Annotated in this window: 13 protein-coding genes and 1 pseudogene; 9 read left to right on the top strand and 5 right to left on the bottom strand. The window is 73.1% G+C overall.

The window, feature by feature from the left end; genetic code table 11:
- Window positions 1-46: 46 nt before the first annotated feature.
- On the bottom strand, window positions 47-1417 hold the full coding sequence (gene gdhA / locus KVS71_RS12280; protein WP_060921968.1) for an NADP-specific glutamate dehydrogenase: 1371 nt from the start codon (window positions 1415-1417) through the stop codon (window positions 47-49).
- Between the two features lie 132 nt (window positions 1418-1549).
- Window positions 1550-4345, bottom strand: coding sequence for a phosphoenolpyruvate carboxylase (locus tag KVS71_RS12275; RefSeq protein ID WP_217584680.1), 2796 nt, complete (start codon window positions 4343-4345; stop codon window positions 1550-1552).
- Between the two features lie 78 nt (window positions 4346-4423).
- Here KVS71_RS12275 and nhaA point away from each other — a divergent pair, with 78 nt between their 5' ends.
- The 4 genes from nhaA (at window position 4424) to KVS71_RS12255 (ending at window position 8453) form a co-directional block, all read left to right on the top strand.
- A complete protein-coding gene (gene nhaA, locus KVS71_RS12270) occupies window positions 4424-5590 on the top strand; it encodes a Na+/H+ antiporter NhaA (protein ID WP_060921970.1) in 1167 nt (388 codons plus the stop codon).
- 19 nt (window positions 5591-5609) lie between these two features.
- Complete coding sequence (locus tag KVS71_RS12265) at window positions 5610-6272, top strand: MazG family protein (RefSeq protein ID WP_060921971.1); 663 nt, start codon at window positions 5610-5612, stop codon at window positions 6270-6272.
- A 67-nt stretch (window positions 6273-6339) separates the two neighbouring features.
- Entirely contained in the window at window positions 6340-7590 is a 1251-nt protein-coding gene (gene hisS, locus KVS71_RS12260; protein ID WP_217584749.1) for a histidine--tRNA ligase, read from the top strand.
- Between the two features lie 59 nt (window positions 7591-7649).
- Window positions 7650-8453, top strand: coding sequence for an SGNH/GDSL hydrolase family protein (locus KVS71_RS12255; protein WP_368874724.1), 804 nt, complete (start codon window positions 7650-7652; stop codon window positions 8451-8453).
- Here the strand turns inward: KVS71_RS12255 and KVS71_RS12250 are convergent.
- Window positions 8422-8949: a glyoxalase/bleomycin resistance/extradiol dioxygenase family protein gene (locus KVS71_RS12250; protein WP_144880805.1), complete on the bottom strand. Its 528-nt coding sequence runs from the start codon at window positions 8947-8949 to the stop codon at window positions 8422-8424. The two genes, KVS71_RS12255 and KVS71_RS12250, sit on opposite strands and share 32 nt — an antisense overlap.
- Window positions 8950-9041: 92 nt before the next feature.
- Here KVS71_RS12250 and KVS71_RS20355 point away from each other — a divergent pair.
- Both KVS71_RS20355 and KVS71_RS20020 read left to right on the top strand, forming a co-directional pair.
- A pseudogene (locus KVS71_RS20355) lies at window positions 9042-9293 on the top strand (DUF6597 domain-containing transcriptional factor); the annotation flags it as partial.
- Window positions 9294-9588: 295 nt separating this feature from the next.
- Window positions 9589-9819: a helix-turn-helix domain-containing protein gene (locus tag KVS71_RS20020; RefSeq protein WP_368874722.1), complete on the top strand. Its 231-nt coding sequence runs from the start codon at window positions 9589-9591 to the stop codon at window positions 9817-9819.
- A 5-nt stretch (window positions 9820-9824) separates the two neighbouring features.
- Here KVS71_RS20020 and KVS71_RS12240 read toward each other — a convergent pair whose 3' ends face one another.
- Both KVS71_RS12240 and KVS71_RS12235 read right to left on the bottom strand, forming a co-directional pair.
- Complete coding sequence (locus tag KVS71_RS12240; RefSeq protein ID WP_144880807.1) at window positions 9825-11069, bottom strand: APC family permease; 1245 nt, start codon at window positions 11067-11069, stop codon at window positions 9825-9827.
- Between the two features lie 41 nt (window positions 11070-11110).
- Window positions 11111-11581 (bottom strand): DUF4442 domain-containing protein, encoded by a 471-nt coding sequence (locus tag KVS71_RS12235; RefSeq protein WP_217584679.1) that lies wholly within the window; start codon window positions 11579-11581, stop codon window positions 11111-11113.
- Between the two features lie 98 nt (window positions 11582-11679).
- Between KVS71_RS12235 and KVS71_RS12230 the strand changes: the two genes are divergently transcribed.
- From KVS71_RS12230 to KVS71_RS12220, 3 genes are read left to right on the top strand one after another with little or no spacing between them, the layout of a single operon-like run.
- Window positions 11680-12087, top strand: coding sequence for a GntR family transcriptional regulator (locus KVS71_RS12230; protein WP_217584678.1), 408 nt, complete (start codon window positions 11680-11682; stop codon window positions 12085-12087).
- Window positions 12074-13129, top strand: a complete 1056-nt coding sequence (locus tag KVS71_RS12225; RefSeq protein WP_217584677.1) for a DUF1648 domain-containing protein — start codon at window positions 12074-12076, stop codon at window positions 13127-13129. The genes KVS71_RS12230 and KVS71_RS12225 overlap by 14 nt, the downstream gene beginning before the upstream one ends.
- A complete protein-coding gene (locus tag KVS71_RS12220) occupies window positions 13126-14097 on the top strand; it encodes a type II CAAX endopeptidase family protein (RefSeq protein WP_217584676.1) in 972 nt (323 codons plus the stop codon). Before KVS71_RS12225 ends, KVS71_RS12220 begins: the two co-directional genes overlap by 4 nt.
- The last annotated feature ends 1 nt before the right edge of the window (window position 14098 follow it).

Here is a 14098-nt window from a genome sequence, read left to right as displayed (position 1 = left end):
GTCGCATCTCGGCCGGATTTGGGACCATTCAGGCGATTCGAACGGGTCAGATGACGCCCTGGGCGAGCATCGCCGCGGCGACGCGCTCGAAGCCGGCGATGTTGGCACCGGCCACGTAGTCGCCCGGGACGCCGTGGCGCTCGGCGGCCTCGAAGGCGGCGTGGTGGATGTCGCCCATGATCTCGCGCAGCTTGTTCTCGCTGTCGCCGAAGCTCCAGCGCTGCCGCGAGGCGTTCTGGCTCATCTCCAGCGCCGAGGTCGCGACACCGCCGGCGTTCGCGGCCTTGCCAGGGGCGAACAGCACGCCCGCCTTCTGGAAGGCCTCGACGGCCTCGGGCACGCACGGCATGTTGGCGCCCTCGGACACGGCGCGCACGCCGTTCGCGATCAGGGCCTCCGCATCGGCGAGGCTGACCTCGTTCTGGGTGGCGGAGGGCACCGCGATGTCGACGGGCACCTCCCACACGCTGCCGCTCTCCACGAAGCGGGCGCTCGGGCGGCGGTTCGCGTACTCGACGATGCGGGCGCGCTCGACCTCCTTGAGCTGACGCAGCAGGTCGAGGTCGATGCCCGCGTCGTCGACGACGTAGCCGGAGGAGTCGGAGGCCGTGACCGCGGTCGCGCCGAGCTGCGCGGCCTTCTGGATCGCGTAGATCGCCACGTTGCCGGAGCCCGAGATGCCGACGCGCTTGCCGTCGAGGGAGTCGCCGTGCACGCCGAGCATCTCCTGCGCGAAGAACACCGCGCCGTAGCCGGTGGCCTCCGTCCGCACCTCGGCGCCGCCCCATCCGGTGCCCTTGCCCGTGAACATGCCGGACTCGTGGCGGTTGGTGACCTTGCGGTACTGGCCGAAGAGGTAGCCGATCTCGCGGCCGCCGACGCCGATGTCGCCTGCAGGGACGTCGGTGTGCTCGCCGAGGTGCCGGTAGAGCTCGTTCATGAACGACTGGCAGAACCGCATGACCTCGGCGTCGGACTTGCCGTGCGGGTCGAAGTCGGAGCCGCCCTTGCCGCCGCCGATGCCCTGGCCGGTGAGCGCGTTCTTGAAGATCTGCTCGAAGCCGAGGAACTTGATGATCGAGAGGTTGACCGACGGGTGGAACCGCAGGCCGCCCTTGTACGGACCGAGTACGGAGGAGAACTGGATGCGGTACCCGCGGTTGACCTGCAGCTTCCCGGCGTCGTCGACCCACGGCACGCGGAACATGATCTGCCGCTCCGGCTCGACCAGGCGCTCCAGGATCCCGCCGTCCACGTATTCCGGGTGGCGCTCCAGGACGGGTGCGATCGAGTGCAGCACCTCGTGGACGGCCTGGTGGAACTCCGGCTCGTGCGGGCTGCGTGCCAGCACCGTGTCGAAGACGGGCTGCACGGATGCGGCGAGCGGGTGGAAGTCGGTGGGGGTGGTGACGGTCACGCGGGAGGGCTTTCTGATGGGGGATGGGGTGCGGGCGATCGTGTCGCGCGCGAAAGCAGAGCCGGGTGAGGCGGAGGTTTCACTCTAGCGTCGGCGACGAGGGCCTCCGCACACGCGGCGGGAGGGCTCGGGTCACCCGGTGTTCTGCAGGCCGGCGGCGACCCCGCTGACGGACAGGAGGAGCAGGCGCTGCTGTTCGGCGTCGGCTCCCGAGCCCTCCGGCTGCTCCGGCGCCGACCGGAGCGCGCGGAGCGCCCGCAGCTGCAGGAGGGAGAGGGCGTCGACGTACGGGCTGCGCAGCTGGACCGCCCGCTGCAGAACGGGCTTGTTCTCCAGCAGCCCCTCGCCTCCCGTGAGGCGGATGACCCAGCGACGGGTGAGGGCGAGCTCGTCGAGCACCAGGGCGGCGAGGTCGTCGCGGTCGCCGAGGGCGAGGTACTGCCGGGCGATGCGCTCGTCGGTCTTGGCGAGGCTCATCGCGACGTTGTCGACCATCGTGCGCAGCAGCGGCCACTCGCGGTAGGCCTCCGTGAGCAGTTCCTCGTCGCCGACGGCCTCGAGCGCGGTGCCGAGTCCGAACCAGCCGGCGAGGTTGATCCGGGCCTGCGTCCACGCGAACACCCAGGGGATGGCTCTGAGGTCTTCCAGCGACTCCACCGAGAGGCCGCGGCGGGCGGGACGCGACCCGAGCGCGAGCAGACCGATCTCCTCCATCGGGGTCACGGTCGCGAACCACGGGGCGAAGCCCTCGGCCTTGACGAGCGCGAAGAACCGCTCGCGGGAGGCGGCGTCCATCGTCGCGGCGACGTCGGCGTAGCGGGCGGCCGCGCGGCTCGTGCGCTCCTCGACCGTGGGGGAGGAGGCCAGCAGCGTCGCGGCGGCGACCTGGTCGATGTGCCGCATCGCGATCGCGGGCTCGCCGTAGCGGGCGAAGATGACCTCGCCCTGCTCGGTGAGCTTGAACCGACCGTCGACGGAGTGCGGGGGCTGCGCGAGGATCGCGGAGTTGGCGGGGCCGCCGCCACGGCCGAGCGCCCCGCCGCGGCCGTGGAAGAGGGTCAGCTCGATGCCGGACTCCTGCGCCCAGCGGGCGATCTTCTCCTGCGCCGTGTACAGCGCGAGGTTCGCGGCGACGGGCCCGACGTCCTTGGAGGAGTCGGAGTAGCCGAGCATGACCTCCAGCCGGTTGCCGGTCGCGGCCATCCGCTGGCGGAACTCCGGGAAGGTGACGGCCTCGGCGAGGATCCCCGGGGCCGCCTGGAGGTCGGCGAAGGTCTCGAACAGCGGCACGACGTCGAGCACCGGGGCGTCGTCGCCGAGCGCGTGACGGGCCAGCTCGTACACGTTCGCGAGGTCGGAGGCCGCCTGCGTGAAGGAGACGACGTAGCGACCCGCGGCGCGCAGTCCGCGGTCGCGCTGGATGTCCGCGATCGCGCGGAACACCTCCAGCACCTCCTCGGTCTGCGTGCTGATCGGACCGCCGGCCTCGAGCTCGGCCAGGGCCTTCGCGTGCACCTGGGAGTGCTGACGGACTTCGAGCTCCGTGAGGTGGAAGCCGTAGGTCTCGACCTGCCAGATCAGATGCTGCACGCCGCCGAACGCGTGGCGGCGGGCTCCGGCGGCGACGAGGGAGGACTGCACGGCGCGCAGGTCCGCGAGCAGCTCCTCCGGACCCGTGTACCCCTCCTCGTCACCGCGCCGTGTGGCCGCCACGCGGCGGGCCATGACGAGGACGACCCGGCGGTGCGGCTCGTCAGGGGAGCGGGCCGCCAGCTCGTCGGCGACCGTCGGCTCCGCGGCGGTGAAACGCTCCCAGAGTGCGATGACCTCGGCGCTGGGCGGGGTGTCGTCCGCGGCGAGCGTGAGGGTGCGGCCGATCCGGTCGAGCGCCCGCTCGAGGCCGCGGAGCACGTGGTCGGAGGCGATCTGCGAGGCCTCACGGGTCACCGCGGCTGTGACGAACGGGTTGCCGTCGCGGTCGCCGCCGACCCAGGAGCCGATCCGTACGAACGCCGGGACGACCGGGGCGCTGGCGCCGGACTCCTCGCCGCGGAGGGCGTCGTCGATCCGGCGGTAGACGTGGGGGACCGTGGTGAACAGCGTCTCGTCGAAGACGCCCATGACGGTGCGGACCTCGTCGGTCGGGGAGGGCTTCTGCGCGCGCAGCGGCGCCGTGCGCCACAGGGTGTCGATCTCCTCGAGCATCCGGCGGCGGGCGCGGTGCTCCTCGGAGCCGCCTGCGCTCGCCGCGTCGTGCTGGGTGAGCAGCTCGGAGAGGCGGCGGATGCTCGACGAGACCGCGCGGCGCCGGGCCTCGGTCGGGTGGGCCGTGAAGACGGGGTGGAAGCGCAGACCGTCCAGACGACGGCGGGCCTCGTCGTCGCCGACCTCCTCGCGCAGCCGGGCGTAGGCCCCCGCGACCGTGTCCGTCGCCTGGGTCCCTGAGCCCGTCGAAGGGCCTGAGTCCGCCTGGGTCCCTGAGCCCACCTGGGTCCCTGAGCCCACCTGGGTCCCTGAGCCCACCTGGGTCCCTGAGCCTGTCGAAGGGGCCTGCCCCGCCCGCTCCCGGAGCACGCGCACCCGCTGGTGCTCCTCGGCGAGGTTCACGAGGTGGAAGTAGCAGGTGAACGCGCGGGCGACCTCGTCGGCACGGGCGATCGTGAAGGAGTCGGCGATCGCCGCGGCGCGGTCGAACGCGTCGGAGCTGTGGTCCTCGTAGGCCTGGATCGTCGCGAGGCGCAGGCGCTCGACGTCCTCGAAGAGGTCGTCGCCGCCGGCCTCGCGGAGCACCTGGCCGAGGAGCTGGCCCAGCATCCGCACGTCGGAGCGCATGGCATCGGGGATGCCGCGACCGGCTTCGAAACGACCGATCACGCGGATGGCCTCGGTGGGCGTCGGCTCGGAGAAAGCGGGGGAATCGGGGGTCACCCTCCGAGAGTAGCCGGGTGGATCGGGGTGTCCTGCACGCATGACGACCGTGTGACGCCGCGGCCTACGATGGACGGGATGCGCATCACAGCGAACCCCCTCCGCGGGCAGCAGTTCCCCGCCGTCCTCCTGCTCGTGGCCGCCGGCCTCGGACTCCTCTTCGCGAACCTGCCCACGCACGACGCGATCGCCGGGCTGTTGGAGACACACCTCGCCGTCCCCGGGACGGCGCTGGACCTCTCGATCGCGCACTGGGTGTCGGACGGCCTGCTCGCGATCTTCTTCCTGGTCGTGGCGATCGAGCTGCGGCACGAGCTCACCCACGGCGAGCTCGACTCCCCGCGGAAGGCCGTGCAGCCCGCCATCGCGGCCACCGGCGGCGTGCTCGTGCCGATCCTCGTGTACCTGCTGATCGCGGGAGGGCCGGAGACGGCGTCCGGCTGGCCGATCCCGACCGCCACCGACATCGCCTTCGCGCTCGGCGTGCTGGCGATGTTCGGACGAGGACTCCCGTCCCGGGTGCGGGTGTTCCTGCTGGCCCTCGCGATCCTCGACGACATCATCGGCATCATCTTCATCGCGGTGCTCTTCGCGCACGACGTGCAGTGGCTCCTGTTCGGGCTCGCGATCGTCGGGGTGGCGGTGTTCTGGCTGCTGAGCCGCCTGCTGCACGCCACCGGACACACGCTCGTCGCGGTCGCGATGGCCGTCGTCGGCGTCATCACGTGGGGCCTCGTCGCCTCGTCCGGCATCCACGCGACCATCGCCGGCGTGATGCTCGGCCTCGTCATGGCGCCGGTACCCGCCGGACGCACCCGGCATGCGCTGGAGCCGACCGTGAACGGCGCGATCCTGCCGCTCTTCGCCTTCGTGGCGGCTTTCGTCGTCATCCCCGCCGTCTCGCCGACGGCCCTCTCCCCGGCCTTCTGGGCGATCGTGGTGGCCCTTCCGGTGGGGAAGATCATCGGCATCTCCCTGTTCGGCTGGCTCGCCATGCGCATCCGTCCGAAGGGGGCCGACCCGGCCCTGCCGTTCGCGGACATCCTCGCCGCCGGCGCCCTGGGCGGCATCGGATTCACCGTCTCGCTCCTGCTCGCGAACCTCGCGTTCGAGGGCGACGCGGTCATCCGCGACCAGGCGATCCTCGGCGTCCTCGTGGGGTCGCTCCTCGCGCTGATCCTCTCCGGCATCGTCGTCACCCTGCGCGCCCGGTGGTACCGTCGCGCTGCGCCCATCCCCGCCTGAGCCGGAGCCCGGAGGAAGCATGACCAGCGAGCAGCGAGGCCCCGAGGACATCGACGATCCGCTGCGCGCGGCCGCGGAGACCATGCGTGCGGTGCGGGAACGGTGCGTGTGGTCGCAGCGCATCACGCACCGCGACCTCGTGCCGTACCTCATCGAGGAATCGCACGAGGTGATCGACGCGGTCGAGGACGGCTCGCGCGCCGACCTCCGCGAGGAGCTGGGCGATCTGCTGTGGCAGGTGCTGTTCCATGCCGCGATCGCGGCACAGGACCCGGACGACCCGTTCGACATCGACGACGTCGCCCGCACGCTCACCGAGAAGATGGTGCGGCGGCATCCACACGTGTTCGGCGACGAGGTCGCGGAGACGCCGGAGGAGGTGCTCGTGCACTGGAACGCGGCGAAGGCGGCGGAGAAGCGCACCCGCCGCAGCGTGCTCGACGGGATCCCGCGCGCGATGCCCGCTCTCGCCCGGGCGCAGAAGATGTCGGGTCGTGCCGCCGGCGCCGGCGTGGTGCCCACGCAGCCGTCCGCCCTGCGCCCGTCGTCGGAGGAGGAGCTCGGCGATGCCCTCCTCGCCCTCGTGGACACCGCTCGGGCCGAGGGCTGGGACGCGGAGCGCGCCCTCCGGGAACGGCTGACGCGCCTGGAGGACGAGGTCCGCGCCGCCGAGGCCGGTTGATCGGACACGGACACCGCCGCCGACCTGGGAAGATGGACGGGTGGCTACCGTGAACGCGCCGCGCGGCATGCGCGACTTCCTCCCCGCCGACAAGGCCCGCCGTGAGCGGGTGCTCTCCGTCATCCGCGACCGCTATCGCGCGCACGGATTCGACGAGATCGAGACCCCCGTGGTCGAGGAGTACGACCGGCTGCATGCCGGCATCGGCGGCGACAACGAGAAGCTGTCGTTCAACATCCTGCGCCGCGGCCTGGATGCGGAGGCCGTCCGCGCCGCCGCCGACGACCCCGCGGAGCTCTCCGACCTCGGCCTGCGCTACGACCTGACGGTGCCGCTCGCCCGCTTCTACGCGAGCAACAGGGGACAGCTCCCCGGCGTCTTCCGGTCCATCCAGATCGGTCCCGTCTGGCGGGCCGAGCGTCCGCAGAAGGGGCGCTACCGCCAGTTCGTCCAGTGCGACATCGATATCATCGGCGACGCGTCCGCGCGGGCCGAGGCCGAGCTGCTGGCCGCGTCGCTCGACGCCGTCGACGCCCTGGGCCTGGAGGGCGCGAGCGTGCGGATCAACGACCGCCGCGTGCTGGAATGGATGCTGGAGCACTTCGGGTTCACCGAGGACGAGCGCCCGCAGGTGCTGATCACGATCGACAAGCTCGACAAGATCGGGCCGGAGGGTGTGGCCGCCGAGCTCCGCGAGCGCGGGGCCACGACGACCGCGGTCGACGCGTTCCAGGCCTTCCTCGGCCGTCCGCAGACGCTCGAGTACCACCCGTTCGGTGACCGCCAGATCCGCAAGGCGCTCCCGGACGGCGCGCCGGACGAGCTCGTCGCCCACCTCGTCGGCATCGGCGAGGCGGTCGCGGCGGGGCGCGGGCAGGACGACATCCCGCTCGTGTTCGACCCGTTCCTGGTCCGCGGCATGGGCTACTACACCGGGACGATCTTCGAGCTCGCGCACCCGTCGGTGACGTATTCGCTCGGTGGCGGAGGACGGTACGACGGCATGATCGGCCGGTTCCTCCAGCAGGACGTGCCGGCGGTGGGCTTCTCCCTCGGGTTCGAGCGCCTGGTCGACCTCGTCTCGACGGACCCGGCCACTGCGGCGCAGGCGATCGTGCTGGTCCACGACGCGGCCGTCCCCGTGGCGGAGCTCGTGGCGCACAAGACGGCCCTCGTCGCGAAGGGCGCGCGGGTGCGACTCGAGCAGCGCACGAAGAACCTCAAGGCGCTGCTGGAGCGGTCGGCGGCGGACGGCTACACCCACTTCGCAAGCGTGCGCGCCGGCGACGACGAGCTCGAGGTCAAGACGCTGGCCTGAACGCCCCGTCGGGACGGGGCGTTCACCGCGCGTTCACGGCGGTCCGCTGGAATCGCGCCGTGCGTCGTCTGCCCCTGCTGACCCTGGTCGCGCTCGCCGCCGCGCTCGTCGTGGGCGCCCGCGCGGTCCTCGACCGGCAGGCCGCCGTCGCGCGTCGGCGCATCGGAAAGCCGCTGGGGGAGCAGTCGCTCGACGCCGACCGTGTCTGGCGCCCGGGGCTCGAGGGCGAGCCGCTCGACCTCCTGCTGCTGGGCGACTCCCTCGCTGCCGGCCTGGGAGCGGCACGGCGGAAGGAGACCCTCGGGGCACGGCTCGCGAAGGCGACGGCACGCCGACTCGGGCGTCCCGTGCGGCTGCGCACCGCCGCGGTCGTGGGCGCGGAGTCGCGGGATCTCGACGGGCAGCTCTCCCGCCTCCCCGCGGACTATCGCCCTGACGTCGCCGTGGTCGTGGTCGGCGGCAACGACGTCACCCATCGCCTCCCGGCAGCGGAGTCGGCCCGCCACCTGCGCGAGGCCATCGTCCGCCTGCAGGCTCGCGGCGCCCGCGTCGTCGTCGGCACCTGCCCCGACCTCGGTGCCCTGCGCGCGGTGCCGCAGCCGCTGCGCCGCATCGCCTCCGGTCTGTCCCGACGGCTGGCGGAGGCGCAGGCGGAGGCCGCGCACCGGGAAGGAGCGGAGACGGTGGACCTGCGGCGGGCTGTCGGCCCGATGTTCTTCGACGAGCCGGAGGAGATGTTCAGCCTCGACCGCTTCCACCCGAGCGCCCTCGGCTACCGCCGCACCGCGGAGGCGCTGCTGCCGGCCGTCGAGCGGGTCGCCCTGGTCGCGCTCAGCTCCCGGCGGTCTCCGGCGTCGCGCTGAACGAGGCCGCCCACTCTGCGACCCGTCGTGCGCTCTCCTCGTCGGAGAGGTCCTCCACGCGGGTCATGATCGACCAGCGGACGCCGAACGGGTCGCGGATGCTGGCGTAGCGGTCGCCGGAGACGAACAGGGACGGCGCCTCGCGGACGGTCGCCCCCGCCGCGACGGCGCGCGCGACCACGGCGTCCACGTCCGGCACATACAGGCCCATCGAGTAGCAGTCATCGTCGCCGGAAGGCGCGGGCACGAGGTGGTACTCGGGGCTGGGCTCGCCGAGCTGGAGCCGTCCGAGTCCGAAGTCGAGGTCGGCATGCGCGACGACACCGCCGAACTCCGTCACGTCGACCACGCGGGCGCCGAAGACGTCCCGGTAGAACTCGACGGCGCGGGCGGCGTCGGGGATCGCGAGGAAGGGGGTGAGCGAGGTCGCGCTGTGCGGGCGGCCGTCGGTGGTGTGTGCGCCGGTCACGCCGGCCGGAGGTGTCTGTTCGGTCATGCGGCCACGGTAGGCGGGGGAGGGAACCCGCCGCTTGAAGATCCGCGACACGTCGCCGACGCCGCGTCGGTGGCGCGTTCTACGCTGGGGCGATGGTGGACCGGACGCGTGGAGTGCTCTATCCCGCACGACTGCCCTCGTTCCATCGGCTGCCGCCGCCCGCAGAGGCCGCCGCGCTCGTCGCCTGGTTCTGGATCCCGGAGTGGAGCCTTCCGGAGGGCGAGGTGTCCCGGCAGGAGATCGTCTCGTATCCGGCCGTCAACCTCGTCGTCGCCCCGGAGGGCGTGTCGATCTCGGGCGGCACGACCCGCGCGTCGACCAGGGAGCTGCGGGGGTCCGGGTGGGCTGTCGGCGCTCTGCTCCGCCCTGCCGCGGTCCCTGCCCTCACGGACGACCCTCCGGCCCTGATCGACGCGGAGCGGGCCTTCGACGCCCCCGATCTGCACGCGGCGGTGACGACGGCGATGCGGACCGCGCCCGAGCGCCGGGAGCGCGCCGTCGCGGTCTTCTCCGCATGGCTGTCGCAGCGCGTCGGCCCGGTCGGCGCGGCGGGGCGGCAGGCCAACGCGATGCTCGACGTGCTGCTGGGAGGGGGCGGCGCTGACGCCGGAGGAAGCGGCCACCCGACTCGCGCTCTCGGTGCGCACGCTGCAGCGGCTCACGCACCGCACCGTCGGGCTCTCGCCGGGCGCGATCATCCGTCGCCGCCGGCTGCAGGAGGCGGCGCAGCGTCTCCGCGAGGAGCCGGAGACGGACCTGACGGCGCTCGCCGCCGCGCTGGGATACGCCGACCACGCCCATCTCACGCGCGACTTCGCGGCCGTCCTCGGCCTGCCGCCGCGCGACTATCGCACCAGGGTCTCCGGCTGAGGCGATCAGCCGCGCTGCTGCTGCCGTCGCACCCGCCGCGCCCGCAGCGCCCGCCCCGCGATCCCGAGCAGCACGACACCCACGCCGACGAGCGAGGCGAGGGCGGGAAGCGTGCTCACCAGTACGAGACAGCCGAGGGCTCCGCCCACCTGCAGCGCTCGGGGGTATCGTCGGGCCGCGCCGTGCTGGCGGAACGCGGCGGCGTTCGCGATGAGGTAGTACAGCAGCACGCCGAAGGATGAGAACCCGATCACCTCGCGGAGATCCCCGACGAGCACGAGCGCGATCACGATCACGGCGATGGCGACCTCGGCGCGGCGCGGTACTTGACGGCGCTCGTCGATGCGGGCGAGGAACCGCGGCAGGTCCCCCTCTCGCGCCATGGCGAGTGTCGTGCGGCCGATGCCGGTGAGCAGAGCGAGCAGGGCGCCGAGGGAGGCGGCGGCCGCGGCGACCCGCACGACGGGGACGAACGCCGACCAGCCGGCGGCGGTGAGGACGTCGGCCAGGGGCGCGGCGGCCCCCCGCGCGTCGCCACCGAGGACGAGGAGCACCACGACGCCGACGAGCGCGTAGACGACGACGGCGCCGCCGAGGGCGAGCACGATCGCGCGGGGGATCGTGCGCGCGGGATCCACCACCTCCTCACCCATCGTGGCGATCCGGGCGTAGCCGGCGAAGGCGAAGAACAGCAGTCCGGCGCCCTGGAGCACGCCGTACACGGTCGTGTCGGGGAGCGGCGCGGGGGAGGCGGTCGGCGCGGCGCCGAGGCCGACCGCGACCACGACCGAGAGCCCGAGCAGCGAGCAGGCCACGAGGATACGGGTCGCCAGCGCCGTCCGCGTCACCCCCAGGCAGTTCACGACCGCGAGCGCGGCGACGGCGATCACGGCGACCGGGGCCTGCCACCCCGCGGGAGCGGCGTAGGCGGCGAAGGTCATGGCCATGGCGGCGCAGCTCGCGATCTTGCCGATCACGAAGCTCCAGCCGGCGACGAAGCCCCACCACGGTCCGATCTCCGCTCGCGCATAGGCGTACGTGCCTCCTGCCACGGGGTGGACGGCCGCGAGCTGTGCCGAGGCGGTGGCGTTGGCGTAGGCGACCGCGGCGGCGATTCCGAGGGCGAGGAGGATCCCCATGCCGGCGACCTCGACGGCTGGTCCCCAGACCGCGAACACGCCGGCACCGATCATCGAGCCGAGGCCGATGGCGACGGCGTCCGGCAGCGTCAGGCGGCGGGCGAGGGGCATCCGGTCATCGTCCCACGCCGGGGTGAACGGCCGGTGACGTGTCAGCCGCGGGACGCGGTGACGCGCTTCTTCTCGCGGATGTAGACCTCGCGGCGCACCTTCGCCACGACGTCTCCGTCGCGATCGGTGATGACCGTCTCGAACCACTCGAGCACCTTCGCGCCGCCGTGGGCGCGCTGCCGCAGCTCCTCCGCCTTCTCCCGCGTCACCTCGAACTCCGCGGTCAGCACCCCGCGCCCCGGCTTGAGGAACTCGATCTCGCCACGGGTGTCCCACACGACGTAGTCCCGCCCGAGCTGATGCATGACGAGCATGAAGAAGTACGGGTCGGTCATCGCCGACATCGATCCGCCGAACGCCGTCTTGACGTAGTTGCGGGTGAGGAGGTTCACGTGCAGCTCCACGGTCGCGTGGGTCCAGTCGTCGCTGAACCGGCGGACGCGGATGCCGCTGCACAGGTTGGGGATCCAGAGGCTCATGCCGAGGACGAGGCGGCGGGGCGTGATGCGCATGAGGTCAGTGTGGAGGATGCGCCCGGCGGCGACGAAGACGACTGGAGGGTTGGCACAGTTGTTCTAGTTCACCTAGAATAACTAGAGAAGGGGGTGCCATGCTCATCCGCGTCGATGTCGACAGTGCGCACGCGCTCTACGACCAGGTGGCCGCCTCGGTGCGTGCCGACATCCTCTCCGGCGCTCTCGCGCCCGGCGATCGTCTGCCGGCCGCCCGCGACGTGGCCGCCGCGCTCGACATCAATCAGCACACCGTCCTGCACGCCTACCAGCGCCTCCGCGACGAGGGCCTGGTCGACCTCCGGCGGGGGAGGGGCGCCGTGATCGCCGCCTCCGCCGCCCCGCTCGCCGAGCTCGCGCACGAGATCGATGGGCTGATCCGGCGGGCCGCGGCCCTGGGCGTCTCCGCCGAGACCCTCGCCGGCATCGTCCGCACGCACCGCGCAGAAGCCGAACCTCCCACCCCCGCCGCGACCCCCCAGGAGGCCTCCCATGACGACGCCTGACCCCACCCGCACCCCTCCAGCCACCCTGCGCCGCGCACGACGGGCCTTCGTCCTCGTGGCGCTCGTCCTCCCGGTGCTCATCGTCGCGATCTCCACTCTCGTGCTCACGGCCTGGCTGCCGTCGTTCCCCACCGACGTCGCGATCCACTGGGGCGTCGACGGGGCGGACGGGTTCGGTCCGGCCGCCACGTACCTCTGGGTGCTCCTCGGCGTCGGTCTCGGCATCCCGGTGCTCCTGGCCGTCACGACGCTGGTCGCCGTCGGGGCGCACTGGGGCGCGACCGCCCGTCTCCTCGGAGCGACCGCGGCCGGCATGTCGGCGTTCGCGGGCGTGATCTGCCTGGGTTCCCTCGCGATCCAGCGCGACCTCCCGCCCTCCGGTGACGTCCCGGGCATCGCGGGGGTGATGGCACTGGCCTTCGCGGCTCTCCTCGGCGTGGGCGCGCTGGCGTGGTTCGTGCAGCCGCGCGTGCAGGCGGTGCCCGGTGCCGCTCTCGAGCCGCGCCACGACGTGCGGGTCGGCGACGGCGAGCGGGTCGTCTGGGTGGGCACCACGACGATGCCCACCGGCGCCCTCGTCTTCCTCCTGCTCGTGCTGCTCGGGCTCGTGGCGCTCGCCGTGGCGATGCTCATCACGGGCACCCCGCTGGCCTGGGTCTCGGGTCTGGTCGCCCTCGTCGTCGGGTTCGCGCTGGCGGCGACCGCGTCGTTCCGGGTGCGCGTCACGCCGGCCGGCATCGACGCGCGTGCCGTGATCGGGTGGCCTCGGAAGACCATCCCGGTGGCGGAGATCGCGTCGGCCAGGGCCGTGCGCATCTCGCCCTTCGGCGAGTTCGGCGGCTGGGGGTGGCGTCTCGCTCCGGACGGCCGCAGCGGGATCGTGATGCGCCAGGGGCCGGCGATCGAGGTGCATCGCCGCGACCACGGACCGTTCGTCATCACGATCGACGGGGCGGAGGAGGGGGCCGCACTCCTGCAGGCCTACGTGGACCGATCCGCGGGGTCGGCCGCCGCCGGGGAGACCGGGCGGGTGGCGCCATGACCGTCCTGACGACGCCCACCCGCGTGCCGTGGCGCGCGGTCCTCATCTTCACCCTCACGGCCTGCGGGCTCGCGGCTCTCGTCTGCCTGCCCCTCTGGCTCGGCGACGGCCTCGCCGAACCCTTCGCGGGAGCGCTCCTCCCCGTGATGATGTTCACGCCCGCGGCCGCGGTGCTCGTCGTCATGCTCACCACGGGCGTACCGGAGAAGGGCGGCCGGGCGCGCTTCCTCGGGCTGTGGCCGCTGCGGCCCGCGAAGCGCGTCGTCGGGCTGCTGGTCGCGGCCTGGCTCGTGCCGCCGGTGCTCGTCGCCCTCGGCGTCCTCCTCGCGGCCGCTTTCGGGTGGGTGCGTCTCGACCTCACCTTCTCGGCCTTCGCGGATCAGCTCGCCCAGGCTCTTCCCGCGGGGACGCCGGTGCCGCCGGTCGGCGTGGTCGTGTTCGCACAGTTCGCCGCGATCCCGGTCGGGGCGCTGGTGAACAGCGTGCTCGCCTTCGGCGAGGAGCTCGGCTGGCGCGGCTGGCTGCTCCCGGCGCTGCGCCCGCTCGGCACCTGGCCGGCGCTCCTGCTCAGCGGGGCGATCTGGGGACTGTGGCACAGCCCCGTCATCCTCCTCGGCTACAACTTCGGCCGGACGGATGTCACCGGCGTGCTGTTCATGATCGGCGGCTGCGTGGCGTGGGGCGTGCTGTTCGGCTGGCTGCGGCTGCGCTCCGGCTCGCTGTGGCCGGCGGTCATCGCGCACGGGGCCCTGAACGCCGCCGCGGGCCTGGTCGTGATCGTCGCCGCGGTGCAGCCCGACCTCGCCCTCGCCGGACCGCTCGGTGTCGCGGGCTGGATCGTCGCCGCCGTCGTGGCCCTCGTCCTCGTGCTCACGGGGCAGTTCCACCGACAGCCGGAGCTCGCCGCGCCGCGCACCCCGCCCACCCCGCCGACGCTTGACGGCCGGCCGGCGCCGGGGGTTGGCTGAG

This window comes from Microbacterium sp. GbtcB4, assembly GCF_019091465.1.
Taxonomy (GTDB): Bacteria; Actinomycetota; Actinomycetes; order Actinomycetales; family Microbacteriaceae; genus Microbacterium; species Microbacterium paraoxydans.
Note: the sequence above shows the minus strand (reverse complement) of the source record. Positions and strands in the feature narration are given on the sequence as shown.

Bases quoted from the DNA above. Each gene is read 5' to 3' on its own strand.
- KVS71_RS12265 (WP_060921971.1), top strand. From the start codon at position 5,610: ATGACCAGCGAGCAGCGAGGCCCCGAGGACATCGACGATCCGCTGCGC.
- KVS71_RS12235 (WP_217584679.1), bottom strand. From the start codon at position 11,581: ATGCGCATCACGCCCCGCCGCCTCGTCCTCGGCATGAGCCTCTGGATC.
- KVS71_RS12230 (WP_217584678.1), top strand. From the start codon at position 11,680: ATGCTCATCCGCGTCGATGTCGACAGTGCGCACGCGCTCTACGACCAG.
- KVS71_RS12240 (WP_144880807.1), bottom strand. From the start codon at position 11,069: ATGCCCCTCGCCCGCCGCCTGACGCTGCCGGACGCCGTCGCCATCGGC.
- nhaA (WP_060921970.1), top strand. From the start codon at position 4,424: ATGCGCATCACAGCGAACCCCCTCCGCGGGCAGCAGTTCCCCGCCGTC.
- hisS (WP_217584749.1), top strand. From the start codon at position 6,340: ATGCGCGACTTCCTCCCCGCCGACAAGGCCCGCCGTGAGCGGGTGCTC.
- KVS71_RS12220 (WP_217584676.1), top strand. From the start codon at position 13,126: ATGACCGTCCTGACGACGCCCACCCGCGTGCCGTGGCGCGCGGTCCTC.
- KVS71_RS12250 (WP_144880805.1), bottom strand. From the start codon at position 8,949: ATGACCGAACAGACACCTCCGGCCGGCGTGACCGGCGCACACACCACC.
- KVS71_RS12225 (WP_217584677.1), top strand. From the start codon at position 12,074: ATGACGACGCCTGACCCCACCCGCACCCCTCCAGCCACCCTGCGCCGC.